This is a genomic window from Streptomyces flavusporus, assembly GCF_046267975.1.
Classification (GTDB): domain Bacteria; phylum Actinomycetota; class Actinomycetes; order Streptomycetales; family Streptomycetaceae; genus Streptomyces; species Streptomyces flavusporus.
This window is the reverse complement of sequence record NZ_CP176503.1, coordinates 8,318,688-8,333,005: the sequence shown is the minus strand read 5'-3', so window position 1 is coordinate 8,333,005 and position 14,318 is coordinate 8,318,688. Positions and strand designations below refer to the sequence as shown.

Genomic DNA, 14,318 nt, shown 5'->3' with positions numbered 1-14,318 from the left:
GGTCATCGGGTGAACCGCATGAGTTCGGCCAGGAGGGCCTGGTAGTTGAAGCACTCGTGGACTCGGAGCTGGACAGCCGCCAGGCGCTCGCGGTATCGAGCCGGCTCGCGCATCATCCGGGAGAGGGTGTCGGCCGGATCGTCGCCGAGCAGGAAGAGCTCCACGTCGTCGCCGTAGAGTTCGGACAGGTAGTCCAGGCCCGGCCAGAGCGCGGTGATGCTGCCCGAGGCGAGGGTCTCGAACATGCGGGGGGTCAGGAGCCTCATCCGTGCGAGCAGCGGACGGGCCAGCACCGGTGTGATCGCAGCCTGGGACATGGCGGCGACCACATGCCCGAACGGAACGGGCGGCGCCACCTCGACACCGTGATCCTGCATCCAGCCGGGCTCGTTGGTGGTGGCGGTCAGGTGGTCGGGGTGCGGGTCGCCCGTCCACCAGCGTCCACACACCCGGATGCGCTCGATCGGTGGTTCGGCCGCGGCTGCGGCCTGGACAAGGCTGGTCATCGCCTCCCAGCGCCACCAGTTCGAGCCGACGTACTGCAGCTCGTACGCCAGGGACTGTGGGCCCGGGAGGTCCGTGGCGAGGCGGTTGATGTCCGGCATGCCGAAGTAGCTGAAGAACTCGGCTCCGTCGGGGAGCCGTTCAGCAAGGCGGGGCTGCAGGATCACGTCGCTGAGGTCGGCATACAGCTTGTGCCAGGACTCGATGGTGTCCGCGCCCGCGTTGTCGTCCAGGTCGGCGGTGACGTACGGGCCCCAGTGGCCGTCGGGGTCCAGGATGATGCGCCGACAGCGCGGCACGGCCTCGCACAGCTCACGCTGCTCGGTCGAAAGGAACTGCCGGCCCTCGAAGACGAGGACGAGGTGGGTGGCCCAGGAGAGGTCGTCCACGAGCGGCAGGTGGACGTTCACCGTGCCGTCCAGGCGTGACAGTTGGCTGGAGACGCCGACCTCGCATCCCACCTCTGAGGCGACCCGGGCGTACTCGGCGATCATGTGGCTGGAGCCCGCGTTCCAGTGGAATACACCGGCGAACAGGATCCGGGGTGTGGTCATCGCGCGCTCCTTGCCTGCGAACGACCGGCACCGACCGTCTGCCGGCCGAGCTGGTGGTGGGCGCGGCGGCGGGCCCTGATCAACGGTGCACGGCGCGCGAGCCAGCACACGGCTTCTGCGGTCTCCCATGTCCCGCGCCACCAGCTGGTCACCCCGCCCACGCCACGCCCACGCAGATCGTCGTTCAGCCACCGACCGGCCAGCCGCAGCATGGGCAGCGCGTGCCAGTCGATGTCGGTGAGGAGGTAGTAGTAGCGATTGCGGCGCATCTGGATACGCCGGTAGTTGCTGCCCGCGGTTCCGCCGCCACCGAAGTGCTGTATCCCGACGTCGAGCACGAGGGCGGCGCGCCACCCCGCCCAGCGGGCGCGACGGCACAGATCGGTCTCCTCGTAGTACGTGTGGAAGACCTCGTCGAAGAGTCCGACGGTGTGTAACAGCTCGGCGCGGACGAAGAAGGCCGCCCCTTGGACGTAGGCGTGCTCCAGGGTGTTCGGAGCACGGCCTTCGGGCGGGCTGGCAGGTGAGGGGTGGTTCGGCCAGTCGCCGGCGAAGGCGTGCTGCTCGCCCCAGCGCAGAGCCGTCTTCGACCAGTCGTTGTACGAGCCCAGAGCGGTGCCGCCCGACTCGTCGTACTCGTACTGCATGGGACCGACGACGCCGTAGTCGGCCCAGGCCTCCATGAACTCGGTCAGATCGCGTACCAGCGACTTCGGTGTCTGGGTGTCCGGGTTGACGAGGAACACGTAGTCAGCACCGTCGTCGAGCGCCGCCCGCATGCCGATGTTGTTGGCGCGGGCGAAACCTACGTTGCTCCGGTTCTGGATGACACGCACCTCGGGGAAGCGGTCCTCGACGAACGCCGTGCTGCCGTCGTCGGAGTCGTTGTCGACGTACCAGACCGTCAGGTCGATCCCGGGGGTGTCGCTGTCCACGAGTGTCGCGAAGCAACGCTCCAGCCAGCGGCGCTCGTTGGTGCCCACCGTGATGGTGGCCACCCTCACTCTCGGGCTCTGGCCAGCGGGGTTGGGGCTGGTCACGGCAGCTCCAGATCAGCGGGGGCGAACTCGATGACGATGCTGCGCCGGATCCGAGCCGAGCGGTTTCGGCGCGAGGCGTGGGCAATGCGCACGTCGTGTACGGCGACGTCACCGGCCGTCAGTGGGAGGGCGTGGACCGGGCCGCGGGCCTGGACCTCATCCACCTCCTCGTCGTCGGGCGCCAGGTGTGAGCCGGGGACGAATTCGAGGCATCCGTTGTCCGCGTCGGAGTCGTCGAGGAAGACGCTCAGGTTGCACACAGTGTGCGGCGGAACGTCGGTACGGTCCCGATGCCAGGGCACCGGGGCGGCCACCCCGGGCAGTTTGACGATCATGGCGCACGCGGTGGCACGCACGGGACCGCCCAGGATGGAGGCGGCCATCAGGTGCAGGGGACCTTCGTCGGTGTAGAGCCGTGCCACGGTCGGGGAGCCCTGGTTCTCCAGGTTGTGGATGCGGTAGAGGACGGGCGCGTCCATGCCGGCGGGCGTGAAGTACCAGTAGTCGTCCGAGCGGAACCCGTCCTGGGTGAAGCGCCGGATCAGGTCGTCGGCCTCGGTCCGCAGGGCCTCAAGTGCGTTCCCTGTGATCCTCTGGCGCAGGACCGCGTAGCCTTCCGTACGGAAGCCCTGGAGCCCGTCGTCAGGCCGGTGGTTCCGTAACGGCGTCTCGGCAGTCCCCGCCTGACGGAGTGCGTGTCGCGTCATCGTTCCCTCGCTGCGGTGTCGTTGAGCTGTGTGGCGAACCAGTCGATGGTGGTACTCAGTCCCTTGCGGGGATCGGTCTCCGGCTTCCAGCCGAACTGCTCCCAGGCGAGGGTGATGTCCGGTCTGCGGCGCCCCGGGTCGTCGACCGGTCGGGCGACGAACTCGATCGGGGCGGCGGACCGGCTCAGGTCCCGCACCAGATGTGCGAGCTCCAGGACCGTGGTCTCGGCGGGATTGCCCAGGTTGACGGGACCCGGGTGGCTGCTTGCGGCGACGGCGAGGATGCCCTGGACGGTGTCGTCGACGTAACACAGCGACCGCGTCTGCGAGCCGTCGCCGGTGACGGTCAGTGGCTCACCCGCTAACGCCTGGCGGATGAAGGTCGGTACGGCCCGCCCGTCCTCCGCGCGCATCCGCGGCCCGAACGTGTTGAAGATCCGTACGATCGCGGTGTCGACGCCGTGCCTGGTGCGGTAGGCCGTGGTCGCCGCCTCGGCGAACCTCTTCGCCTCGTCGTACACGCTGCGCGGCCCCACCGGATTGACGTTCCCCCAGTACGACTCCTGCTGCGGGTGCTGGAGCGGGTCCCCGTACACCTCGGAGGTGGAGGCGAGCACGAAGCGAGCCAGCTTCTGCCGAGCCAGTTCCAGGGCGTTGAAGGTTCCGAGAGAACCGGCCTGCAGCGTCTCGACCGGCAAACGCAGGTAGTCCTGCGGGGAGGCCGGCGACGCAAGGTGGAGTACCAGATCGACCTCACCAGGTACCGGGATCGGCTCCGTGACGTCGTGGACCAGCAACTCGAAGCGGTCGTCCGACAGGCAGTGCACGACGTTGTCCCCGGTGCTCGTAAGGAAGTTGTCGACGCACACCACCTCGACATCGCTGTCGAGCAGCAGGTCGTCGCACAGGTGCGAGCCGACGAACCCACAGCCGCCGGTGACGACGGCACGCCGGATAGGGCCGCCCCAGTTCGAGTGCGGGCCGTTCCTCCATCGGGAGGTGTTCATAGCGCCTCATTCTTCGTAACCAGGTTGAAAAGTGGCATGACTGCGCCTACGTGCAGGTGTGGCGAGAGGTGGGACGGGCTCAGCAGCGTCCTGCCGGGCAGGTTTCCGCGCCCGCAGGACCGTCGGGCTGCGTAAGGACCAGCGCCCACACGGGCTTGCCACGCGGGTCCGACGTCCAAGCCCAGTCCGGGGTGAGTTCACTGGCGGCTTGGTCAGCAACCTCGACGACGCCATCGTCATAGAGCGTCCAGGCTTCGGACTCCACGGCACCGAAGTCCCCCATGACCGTAACGGCGTTGCCGACCAAGCCGGTTGTGACCGGGCCATCGTCCGCGACGACATCCAGGCCCCGCTGGCCGCTGAAGCAGCGGCGAACGAGACTGCGGGCCAGACTCACAGCGACCGACCCAGCCGTCAGAGAGCACCGGGATCGACACGTCCTCGTGAACTGCCCGGTGTTGAGCGTCAAGGTCATCGTCTGGCACTCGCCAGACGTGGTCCCTTGCCTGAGCACGGCTTCACCTCCGTCGGGAGCCACCGCGAGATGTGGAGCCTGCGCGGTTGGCCCGCACTCCACGATGACGGCGAACCGTCCACATGCTTATGAGCGTTTATGAGCGTCCTGCCTTGCCCCCGCCCAGCAGGAGGTCTCGGTACTGGAGGACCGCCTGTTCGTCCACCTCGAACGTCAGCGCGTCGACAAGTTCGCGAAGGTGGACGGGGTCGTCCGTACCGACGGCGACCGCGCTTACCGTCGGGAGGTCGTAGGCGGCCCTGAATGCTGCCTGCATCTGGGTGACGGGGCCGGGAGGGTCTCGGAGGAAGACGCGGGCGTCGAACCTGCTCCATACAGGGTCGTGGGCGTTTCCGCTGAAGGGGCTCATGCCCCACACCTGGGTCTTGTGATCGCTCCACTGGCGTGCAAGCGACTCCGCCGCGCGGAGGGTGTGGACGCCAACGAATAGGCCACACCTGACCATCAGGACGGCCGGCTTGGCCACGGCGGCGTCGATCGCGTCGAGCAGCGGAGAGGGACCCCAGGTGGAGATGCCCCAGGCACCGCAGAGCCCCTTGTGCATGGCGTCTTCCAGTGCCGCGCACGCCTGGGCGAGAGTGTCGCGAGCAACCTCCGTAGCGGTGTCCCGAAGACTGCACTCCGGGTTGTGCAGGAAGACGAGGTCGGGTGCGCGGCCCAACTCATGGTTCGTCTGTTCCAGCGCCCCGATAAGGCGGGCCGGATCGAGTGAGTGCTCGGCCCCGCCTGGCCGTGGGAAGAAGCCGACCTTCGTGGAGATCGTGAGGCGGTCAAGCAGGCCGCGACCGACGTCCGCGAGGGTCGTGTGGGAGGTGAACCCTCGGTAGTTGAAAGCCGTGTCGATCGCGGTGATCCCCAGGTCGAGCGCATTGGTCAGCTGGTGGCGCTGGTGACGAGATCGGTGTAGCCCGAGGACAATTCGGCGGTCAGGGGCGCGCACAGCTCCTCCTCCGTAAGGATCTTCGCGACCTGCTCCACTTCGGCACCGACCTGGCTGGCTGCCTCGTCGATGTGCACGGGGTGGCCGCTCAGCAGGAGGCGCAGCGCGGGGAGCGCCTTGACCGCGAAGGTCAGCTTCTTGCGTGCCGCGACGACCTCGACCGTGTCGTCGTGCTCCACGATGCGCGGCGGGAAGTTGGTGATGCAGACGACGGACGTCAGGGGGCCGAAGAAGTCGACATACGGCACGTGCCGGGGCGGAGCGACTTCCTGTTCACGGGCGGCCAGGAAGTCCGCCGGGCTGCGCGATCCGATGAGCGAGACCGTGGCTTCGGCCAACTGTTGCTGCTGGGCCTCCTGTTCGTTCGCGCTGCCCCATCGGTCGAGGTCATGGCGGAAGATCTCGGTCTCGCGGGACCAGTCGGCGAGCCAGGACAGCCAGTTCACCCCGGTGCGCTTCTCGAACCCGAGTGTCATGTGCAGGCTCTGCCCGGAGCCGCGTCCGTTGCGCGTGGCCTGGTGCCAGTGGCCCCGCGGGATGTGCATGACGTCGCCCGTCTTCATGGTGCCGGCCCAGACGATCTCCTCGCTCGGGGAGTCGTTGCGTGCCGCGTCGCGGTACATCGGGTAGGGGCGTGAGATCCCACGGACCTCCCACTCCTTCTCCCCGGCGAGCTGGATGATCACGACATCGTGGTCGTCCCAGTGGAGCCTGAAGCCGGCGGCCTCGTTCGTGGTGAGGTAGATATTTGCCTGGACGTGTTCGCGGGACCACCACTGCAGCGCCCGGCAGGCCACCTCCATCGTGGGATCGAACACGTTGGACTGGTCCAGGACCATCGTGGCACCCTCGCGGAGCAGGCCCGCCAGGAGCCGCATGTTCACCATGTCGACGCTCTGGCCGCGGCGGCTGACTTCCTGGTTGAGGTACCGGCTCGGGTGCAGTTCCTCGCCGTCGCGGAACATGCGGAACTGCGGGTGGGCGAGGGTGCGCCGCATCGTCATGTCCAGCAGTCGCTGTGGGGTCAGCATTCGTTCGGTCAGCGCGGTGTCCGTGAGGCTGCCGCGGGCGAAGGCTCCTCCGAGACCCTCGGGGCCGTTCCACCCCAGCGCCTGCTCGATGCCACGTATCAGTCGGTGCTCCATGTTCTCCCCATCTTTCGAGTGGAAACGGGCTGCCCGGACGGGGACCGCGCAGGATCACACGGTCCCCGTCCGGGCGTGTGCTGGCTGCTACACGGGGTGGTTCAGGCCGTCGCCACCGGGCCACGGACCATCACCGCCGCCGCCCTGCGACGGGTCGGAGGCGCTGGTGTCGTTGCGGTCGTGTACGGCTGTCAGAACCTCGACGGCCACGAGCAGGCCACCAGGCGCCGGGGGTGCGTTCTCGTTCACCGCGTACTCCTTCCACTTCGTTGCCCACCGGGGCTCCGATGGGCGGTCTTGGGGGCCAGGTCCAACCTGGGGAGCTGTCCGGCTGGAACTGCAGAGGTCGGGCCAACGCGGTGCCGGGCACTGGTCGTCTTCCTGCACCAGCCCTCGCTCACCTCCGTGCCCAACCTGCTTCAGGCGGCGGGCAGTCGCACATCACGGCCGTGATATCTCTTCGGTGATCCAGTTGGTTTTGGACAGCGCCGAACAGCGGCGGGCCTCCGCACCGGACTCCCGTTGGGCCGGGCAGAGTTCAACCGAGCCTCGGCTGGTGGGTTTGGACGCAGGGACCGCGCGGCAAAGTAGATCTGCGGGACGTTGAACAGCTGGAGATGCGCCTGATCACCTAGTAGGGCTTTGTTAGGTCCTGTGGTGGGGTTCGGGTGCTGGTGCGGGTTGGCCGCATATCGAGCAGGCGCCGGTCCAGGTGGCCAGGAGGGCCTGGAGTTCGCGGAGGACCGCGTAGAGGGTCAGGCCGGCGCAGGGGCTTTTGGGTCGAGCCTGAGCATGGTGCAGAAGGCCTGGGCGAGGGACGCGAGGGTGACGTGGCGGTGCCAGCCGAGGTAGTTGCGGCCCTCGAAGTGGTCCAGGCCCAGACCGTCCTTGAGCTCGCGGTAGTCGTGCTCAACTCGCCATCGGATCTTGGCGATTCGTACCAGTTCGCGCAGTGGGGTGTCGGCGGGAAGCGTCGAGAGCCAGTAGTCGGTTGGCTCGGCGGAGTCGGGTGGCCACTCGACGAGCAGCCAGCAGTCGGGCAGGGAGCCGTCGGCGGCGCGGCGGATGGTGCGGTTGGCCGGTCGGACCCGCAGGGCCAGGAACTGCGAGCGCATCTCGGCGTTCGGGTTGCGTCTGGTGGCCTTGCTGCCCTGGCGCCAGGTGACGGTGCGGGTGGCCGCTCGGCCGACGGCCAGGGCCAGGGCGCGCAGGGTGGTGTGCGGTTGGGGGTAGGCGGACACGGGAGGGCGGCCCTGCCCGGAGTACGGCGGGCGTTGGGGTGTGGCATTGCCGGGGTGCGCGGTCGTGGTGGCTTTGACCGCGACCGCGTAGGTCAGGCCGCGCTCGGTCAGGCCCTCGCGAAAGCCGGTGGCGTCGCCGTATCCGGCGTCGGCGGCGACCGGAAGGTCGGGCAACTCCCAGTTGTCGCGCACCTCGTCGAGCATGTCCAGCGCCAGGCGCCACTTCTCCCGGTGCCGCTCGGTGTCCGGGATTCCCGCCTTGGCGCGGCGGCGCCGGATCGCCTCGGCCATCAGCGCGTCCTCGCCGTACTTGGTGTCGTCCCAGCTCTCGGGCAGGAACAGGCGCCAGTCGACAGCCGATGACGCACGGTCACTGACCAGGTTCACACTGACGCCGACCTGGCAGTTGCCGCGCTTACCCAGGGCGCCGCAGTACATCCGCGCCACCCCCGGTGAGTCGTAGCCGTCCTTGGGGAAGCCGACATCATCGATCGCGTACGCCTCGGGAGAAATGTGCGCGGCAGCCCAACGGGCCAGCCGCTCACGGACCTTGGAGTAGTCCCAGGTGGACGATGAGACGAACTGCTGCAGCTGCTGGTGGTCCACGCCCAGGCGCTCGGCCATCGGCTGCATGGACTTGCGCTTGCCGTCCAGCATCAGCCCGCGCAGATACAGCTCGCCCTTGGCCCGCTGGTCCCGACGCGCCAGCGAACCGAGCATCTCCGCCGCGAACGCCTCCAGGCGCGGGCGGACCGTCTCCATCTCCTCAGGTGTCACACCTGACAGAACATCACAATCTACCTGACGATGATCAATCGGGGTACCTAACAAAGCCCTACTAGAGGTGAGACCGGGATGGCTGGCGAGTTGGAGCGGCACTGCTCGGTGTGCCGTGCGACGCTCAGCCGTTTCAACGCGGGAACGCGGTGTGGGCCCTGTCAGAGGGGTGGCGCAGTGCCCCGCGTCGAGAAGGGGTTCTGGGCGGATCCCGCAGTTGAGGCAGCAGTCCGGGCCTGGGATCTTGGTGTGGTCGTGCGGCTCTTCCGTCAGCACACCGGCCTCTCACAGGCAGCAGTCGCTCGGCTCGTCAACATTGATCAGGCCGAAGTGAGTCGCCTTGAGCGGGGTCGGAAGAAGATCCGTGACCGCCGCCAACTTGCCCAGTGGAGCGAGGCTCTCGGAGTGCCCGTTGGACTCCTGGGTGCGCTACCCGACGCAGACCAGCCCTCGTCAACCGCGGACAGCCCCCGTGGCCGCCTCGCCCTTCAGGAAGGACCGGGGCAGCTCCTCCTGCCGGCAGGGCGGAACCTGCCGCCCACGGCACTTCCCACGCTGACCGGGTCAGCCGCCTCCTTACAGAGGGACGCCCTCTGGCTCACGTCCAGCCGGGAGGCCGAGGCATGGAGTCAGATGCCGCTCAGGGCGCTGTTCGCCGTGCGCCACGGCGAAGTCGGGACAGAGCGGCACTTCGTCATGGACGTGCGCGGGGGCGACCGCGACCAACTGGGCAGCTCTTTCGCGATCCCCGTGGCCTACGAACTCGACGATCTCACTTACGGAATCCTCTGGGCCACGGCAGGGTTCGACTCCGCAGTCCTCGGCGACGACGCAGCATTACACGGGAATCTCGCTCTTCTGTCCCAGCCCCGATTAGGAACTGACAGTCGACCGATCGCTGCTGATGCCCTCACTGACGGTTCCCAGATGCTCGTCGGCTCGCGAGCGTGCGCCCGCTTCATCCTCGACCAGCGCGATGAGCTGGCCAGCGATCCGGTCTTCTGGACCCGCGAACAGCGAGGGGAGGAGGCTGCGACCTGGCTGCTCTTCGAACACAAGCACCGCTACCTCCGGACGATGGCTCCCACGCGTGCACACGACAGCGTCGGACGAGCCTTCTGTATCCCCCACCAGGAGGTCGTCGCCTCGCCCTTGTACGAGCGCGTGTTGTTGTTCCTTGCGATAGCGTTGACGGAGTCGTACGGCGTCACGACCTGGGTGACCGACGAGGCGGACCTCCAGCAGACGGAGGGCTTCGCGCTTGTGCCGGGACACAGGGCCGCGATAGCGACCTGGGTACGCACCGAACGCGCTCCCCAGACCGCACTAACCGCCAGGGCGCGTTCGCTGCGAGCCTTCGCGGACATCACCGGCCACGCGCGAACCCACACCGTCACCACGGGAACGACTCCCGGGGAACGCCTGGCGGCGACTTCGGACTACCTGGGCCTTGACCGTGCCTGGCTGATCCGCCGCTGTGGAGAGCTTGCCGCTGTGGGCACCACCGGGCTCGCCAGGCCACGAAGCCGCCACCTCAGCCTCGACGCCTTGGACCGTGCCTGCGCATACGTGGCAGGCGAGTTGCAGCCCGAAGCTGGCGCTCCTGTAGGGGCGACCCGATAGCCTGCTCGGAAAGATCTCCGAGGAAGAGATCCAACCAGGCTGAGTCGGATGGGAAGTTGGGGCGATGGCGGGCGTGACGCGAACGGTGGCTGTCTACTCTCTCGGTGGCACCATCGCGATGACCACCGACCCGGCGACCGGAGGGGTTGTGCCGGCGCTCTCCGCGCATGATCTCCTGGCTGCCGTGCCCGGCCTGGACCGTCACGGCATCGACCTGCGTGTGCATGACTTTCGCCGGGTGCCCGGCGCCTCGCTCACCTTTGACGACCTCACGGAGCTCGGCGCGGCGATCGACAAGACCCTCGACGGCGGTGACGTCGACGGCGTTGTGATCACACAGGGCACCGACACCATCGAGGAGACCGCGTTCTTCCTCGACCTTCATCACGATCACGACCAACCGGTCATCGTCACCGGCGCCATGCGCAATCCCACCATGGCCAGCCCTGACGGACCGGCCAACCTGTACGCCGCCGTCATCGCCGCAGCTGACCCGCAACTGCGTGGCGCCGGAGTGCTGGTCGTCCTGAACGACGAGATCCACGCGGCACGCCACGTCCGTAAGTCCCATACCACCAGCCCTGCCGCCTTCACGTCACCCGGCGCCGGACCCGTCGGCCGGGTCGCGGAGGACCGCGTACGGCTGGCTTCCCCGCCGCCCACGCGAGTCGCCCCCCTGGCACCGGCTGCTCGTGACGCACGCGTGGGCCTCTACACGGTCAGCCTCGACGATGACGGCACGCTACTCGAGGCGTGGGACGGACGGTGCGACGGGCTTGTCGTTGCCGCCTTCGGTGTGGGACATGTTCCCCAGCGGCTCGTCGAGAACCTCGAACGGCTCGCCGGACGCATCCCCGTGGTCCTCGCCTCTCGCATCGGCAACGGCCCTGTCCTGACAGAAACCTACGGCTTTCCCGGATCGGAGAAGGACTTGATCGGCCGGGGGCTGATCCCAGCCGGCGACCTCGGCCCGTACCAGGCGCGGCTCCTGCTGCAGACGTTGCTCGCCCAGGACGCGGACCACGAGACGATCACCTCGAAGTTCTCCGCCTTCGCGCGCTGACCCACGAACCTCAGCCCCATCCGAGAGGACCCACATGCGTGCCCACGTGCTGAACACCGGCAGGACGTTCGGCGTCACCTTCGACCACGGCGAGGACTTCTTCGACGCGCTCTCCGCGTTCTGCCGTGACCATGGGGTGCGGCAGGGCTACATTCCCTCGTTCATCGGCGCGTTCGCCGAAGCCGAGATCGTCGGCGCCTGCGGGAAACTCGAAAACCCGGACGCCCCGGTCTGGGACAGGACACACGTCACCAACGTCGAGGCCTTCGGCGCGGGAACGATCGCCCACGATCCGGAGACGGGGGCCATTCTGCCGCACATCCACGTGTCCGCCGGCCTGAAGGCACTGTCCGCCGACGGACGCACCAGCCACCTCCTGAGCGCCAGGGTCCAGTTCCTGAGCGAGCTCTACGTCGTCGAGGTGATCTCGCCGGCCATGACCCGGCCTCGAAACCCTGAGTTGTACGACGTGCCACTGCTCACTTTCCGCACACCGGAGTGATGTCCTCGCCCGTCGAGCACCCGGCCAACGGATCCATCACGGCGCAAACGCTCAACGCGCTCGGAGATCCGCCACGATTCGATCCGCCTCGATCCGGGCGAGCCTCATCCGGGGATCACCCGGATCGGCATGCGGGCCAAGGATCTTCGTGCAGAAGAACAATGACATAAGCTTGCCGTCCCGACTCTCCAAGTCCCGCCGCCGCTCTCGCCGGACACGCTCGGCCAACTCCGGGAGAACGAGGGAGTTCCCCCACAGCCAGGCGGCATCCAGGCTCCGTGGAGCCATCCCCCAGTCCTCCCAGTCGAACAGGCAGAACTGCGGGGTGGTCATGTTCGCCCAGTTCAGGTCCGCGTGCGCCGGCGCCCACTCCCCGATGGTCGTGTCCGATACCCCCGGGAACGTCTCCTTGATCGCGGCTGTGACTCCTGCCTGAGTGATTGCGACGGTATCCGGCGTCGCCACGCGTGTCGTGCGCTGTTCAGCGAGAGCGTTCAGCGAGCTGTTCAGTGCCTTCCACCACTCCTCTGACAGTGCCAACACCGAGTCCGGACCCACTGGCTCCCCGGGAAGCAGCTCGGTCTCGTCGGCGCGCCACATCGCCGCTCCAGCCGTGTCGCTCCAGGACATACCCTGCAACCACGCGGGCTTCGCAACGCCATCCAGAACTGCGGCGCACTCCGTACCGTTCCAGCCCTGCCCTTTGACCTTATCGAGCGGACGCCGCTCGATCCGTACCCACGTTCCACGGTCCGTTCGCGCACCAACCGTTCGGCGCTTCCGGACCAGCGACTCCGGCTCCACACGCATGTCGAGCGCACGCTCCACGTGTTCGAGTACCTCGTCAACCGACTGAACGCGCAAATCGATGGAAGTGACGGTCGGCAATGACGCTGTCATGGAGATCCTTGGCTACTGTGCCGCGATACTGACAAGAAGCAGCCCCACGCGTGATCGCTCCTGCTCCGGTGCTTCTCCGTCCCAAGGTAACGAACGCTGTCCAGCTGCAATATCACGCACGTGATGTGCTCAGAGCAGCTCCGAGGTGCAGAGTTGGGCCGACAGGAGCACCGGATCCCGCGGTCGCGAAGCCCGCCACCTCTCGACTACGTGAAACGGCAGTCATGTCCGCTCACCGTGACCGCCCTGATGAAGCTGCCCTGACCTTCGGTCCCCCCGTAGCCGAAGGCCAGGGCTCTCTCCTGACGTACGGCCAGCACGTCGTCCACTCGAGGCTCTCCAGTGCCCTCACCTCGTCGCCGCTGTGGGGGCCTGCACGGGGCCACCAGACCGCCGATCGACATCACCAGTGTGGGCGACTATCAAGATGCGTACGGTCAGACGGATTCCCCACCCTGCGGTGACTTTCTGTAGTCTCACTCGCGGTCTGGCAACTGGTCCGAGGGGAGCAAGTCGGCATGGCACGCACGTGGTTGTCCATCCGCGTCGAGCTGGTGTCCGGTCACGGAGCGGATCTGTGGCCTCGCCCCGGCCGGATCCTCGCCGCGGCACGGACCCATTCCTTCGCCCAGCTCGCGGAGGCCATCGATCGCTCCTTCGCTCGCTGGGACCTGGCCCACCTGCACATGTTCACGCTGGCCGACGGAACGGGCGTCAGCCCGCTGGACTGGTGGGACGGTGAAGCCCCGGACGGCACCCTGGACGGCCACACCGCCAAGCTCAGCAGGCTGCAGGCCGGCGAGCAGTTCGCCTACGTCTTCGACATGGGAGACGACTGGGCGCATCTGTGCACGGTGGGCGACAAGCGCATCGATCCGCTGGAGGAGTTCGGCGAGACGCCCGGCAGCCCGGTTCCGTACTGGGGCTGGGGAAGTCTTCCGGATCAGTATGGTCGCCGCTGGGACGGTGACGACGGCGAGTCGCCGATGCCCAAGCGGCCCGCCCGAGGGCTGAGCGATCTGCCCCCGATCCTGCCTTGGTGGGGAGATCGGCGTCGCAGCTGAACTTCACGCTGTGTAGCTGAAATGGCGGACAGTGGGAATCGAAGTGGCCACGGCGAACTCGCCGCCAGCGCACCGGAGATTCGGAAACATCCCCTCCGAATGTCCGGCATCGGGACGCTTTCAGGCCGCTTGGTACTCGGCTCGTGCTCGTGCACCGACTATCGGCAAGGGCTTCGCCAGCACCGGAGGGGCGTTGCCTGTGCAGCTGGCCATGGCCTGCTCAGTCGGCACCTCACTATGCGCGGTCGCCACGGTCATGGTCGCTTCTGCTGAGGATGGCACTTCCAGTTCGAACCAGATCGTCTTCCCCGCGACGCAGGATTGCGAGCCCCACTCTGTTGCCAGTGCAGCAACGAGGAAGAGACCACGCCCGTGTTCGTCCACAGGCAGAGCTTGTGAGAGAGCCACCGGCGTGGGATCGACATCGGTGACTTCCACACGGAGCCGCTCTCCGGTCCACCGTATGCACACCACGCACGCGGCCTTCGTGTGCGTGACCGAGTTCGCGACCAGCTCTCCGGTGAGCAGCTTCAAGTCGTCGGTCAGTTCCTCGCCCAATTCCAGCCCAAGCCGCCGAGCACGGTCCGCGACGCGGTCTCGTGCTGCCGGCACCGCCTCGACCCGAGGCGGGACGGTGAACGCGTAGGGCGATTCCTCAAACGGGCGCGACATAGCTGGAACCTCTCAACGGGCAGGAGCTAGTGTCTCGTGATCCT

At 67.5% G+C, this 14,318-nt stretch carries 15 protein-coding genes; 4 read left to right on the top strand and 11 right to left on the bottom strand.

All coding sequences use genetic code 11. The features are described from left to right. Positions 1 to 2: 2 nt before the first annotated feature. The 9 genes from ACKTSN_RS39270 to ACKTSN_RS39230 all read right to left on the bottom strand — a co-directional run bounded on the left by ACKTSN_RS39270 (position 3) and on the right by ACKTSN_RS39230 (position 8,450). The gene (locus tag ACKTSN_RS39270; RefSeq protein WP_409473420.1) at positions 3 to 1,058 is read right to left on the bottom strand and encodes a glycosyltransferase family protein; all 1,056 of its coding nucleotides are present in this window, start codon (positions 1,056 to 1,058) and stop codon (positions 3 to 5) included. Beyond that, positions 1,055 to 2,098, bottom strand: coding sequence for a glycosyltransferase family 2 protein (locus ACKTSN_RS39265; protein ID WP_409473419.1), 1,044 nt, complete (start codon positions 2,096 to 2,098; stop codon positions 1,055 to 1,057). The genes ACKTSN_RS39270 and ACKTSN_RS39265 overlap by 4 nt, the downstream gene beginning before the upstream one ends. Next, positions 2,095 to 2,805, bottom strand: coding sequence for a phytanoyl-CoA dioxygenase family protein (locus tag ACKTSN_RS39260; protein WP_409473418.1), 711 nt, complete (start codon positions 2,803 to 2,805; stop codon positions 2,095 to 2,097). Before ACKTSN_RS39260 ends, ACKTSN_RS39265 begins: the two co-directional genes overlap by 4 nt. Continuing rightward, positions 2,802 to 3,812, bottom strand: coding sequence for an NAD-dependent epimerase/dehydratase family protein (locus tag ACKTSN_RS39255; RefSeq protein ID WP_409473417.1), 1,011 nt, complete (start codon positions 3,810 to 3,812; stop codon positions 2,802 to 2,804). Before ACKTSN_RS39255 ends, ACKTSN_RS39260 begins: the two co-directional genes overlap by 4 nt. A gap of 79 nt (positions 3,813 to 3,891) precedes the next feature. Continuing rightward, on the bottom strand, positions 3,892 to 4,209 hold the full coding sequence (locus tag ACKTSN_RS39250; protein WP_409473416.1) for a hypothetical protein: 318 nt from the start codon (positions 4,207 to 4,209) through the stop codon (positions 3,892 to 3,894). A 214-nt stretch (positions 4,210 to 4,423) separates the two neighbouring features. After that, complete coding sequence (locus ACKTSN_RS39245; RefSeq protein WP_409473415.1) at positions 4,424 to 5,287, bottom strand: aldo/keto reductase; 864 nt, start codon at positions 5,285 to 5,287, stop codon at positions 4,424 to 4,426. Then, on the bottom strand, positions 5,221 to 6,432 hold the full coding sequence (locus ACKTSN_RS39240) for a JmjC domain-containing protein (RefSeq protein ID WP_409473414.1): 1,212 nt from the start codon (positions 6,430 to 6,432) through the stop codon (positions 5,221 to 5,223). Before ACKTSN_RS39240 ends, ACKTSN_RS39245 begins: the two co-directional genes overlap by 67 nt. Before the next feature lie 87 nt (positions 6,433 to 6,519). Next, entirely contained in the window at positions 6,520 to 6,681 is a 162-nt protein-coding gene (locus ACKTSN_RS39235) for a hypothetical protein (protein ID WP_171110862.1), read from the bottom strand. A gap of 506 nt (positions 6,682 to 7,187) precedes the next feature. Continuing rightward, the gene (locus ACKTSN_RS39230; RefSeq protein WP_409467247.1) at positions 7,188 to 8,450 is read right to left on the bottom strand and encodes an IS701 family transposase; all 1,263 of its coding nucleotides are present in this window, start codon (positions 8,448 to 8,450) and stop codon (positions 7,188 to 7,190) included. 177 nt (positions 8,451 to 8,627) lie between these two features. Between ACKTSN_RS39230 and ACKTSN_RS39225 the strand changes: the two genes are divergently transcribed. From ACKTSN_RS39225 to ACKTSN_RS39215, 3 genes are all read left to right on the top strand, one after another. Then, complete coding sequence (locus ACKTSN_RS39225; protein ID WP_409473413.1) at positions 8,628 to 10,073, top strand: helix-turn-helix domain-containing protein; 1,446 nt, start codon at positions 8,628 to 8,630, stop codon at positions 10,071 to 10,073. An 85-nt stretch (positions 10,074 to 10,158) separates the two neighbouring features. Beyond that, positions 10,159 to 11,136 (top strand): asparaginase, encoded by a 978-nt coding sequence (locus ACKTSN_RS39220; RefSeq protein WP_409473412.1) that lies wholly within the window; start codon positions 10,159 to 10,161, stop codon positions 11,134 to 11,136. Between the two features lie 34 nt (positions 11,137 to 11,170). Further along, positions 11,171 to 11,638, top strand: coding sequence for a PPC domain-containing DNA-binding protein (locus ACKTSN_RS39215; protein WP_409473411.1), 468 nt, complete (start codon positions 11,171 to 11,173; stop codon positions 11,636 to 11,638). Positions 11,639 to 11,689: 51 nt separating this feature from the next. On the opposite strand, the gene ACKTSN_RS39210 is transcribed toward ACKTSN_RS39215, so the two are convergent. Continuing rightward, entirely contained in the window at positions 11,690 to 12,538 is an 849-nt protein-coding gene (locus tag ACKTSN_RS39210; RefSeq protein WP_409473410.1) for a hypothetical protein, read from the bottom strand. Positions 12,539 to 13,056: 518 nt separating this feature from the next. Here ACKTSN_RS39210 and ACKTSN_RS39205 point away from each other — a divergent pair. Continuing rightward, positions 13,057 to 13,602 carry an IS1096 element passenger TnpR family protein gene (locus ACKTSN_RS39205; protein WP_409473409.1) on the top strand — a complete coding sequence of 182 codons (546 nt, stop codon included), beginning with the start codon at positions 13,057 to 13,059 and terminating at the stop codon, positions 13,600 to 13,602. Positions 13,603 to 13,722: 120 nt separating this feature from the next. Here the strand turns inward: ACKTSN_RS39205 and ACKTSN_RS39200 are convergent, their stop codons facing one another. Further along, positions 13,723 to 14,274: an ATP-binding protein gene (locus ACKTSN_RS39200; RefSeq protein ID WP_409473408.1), complete on the bottom strand. Its 552-nt coding sequence runs from the start codon at positions 14,272 to 14,274 to the stop codon at positions 13,723 to 13,725. Positions 14,275 to 14,318: the final 44 nt, after the last annotated feature.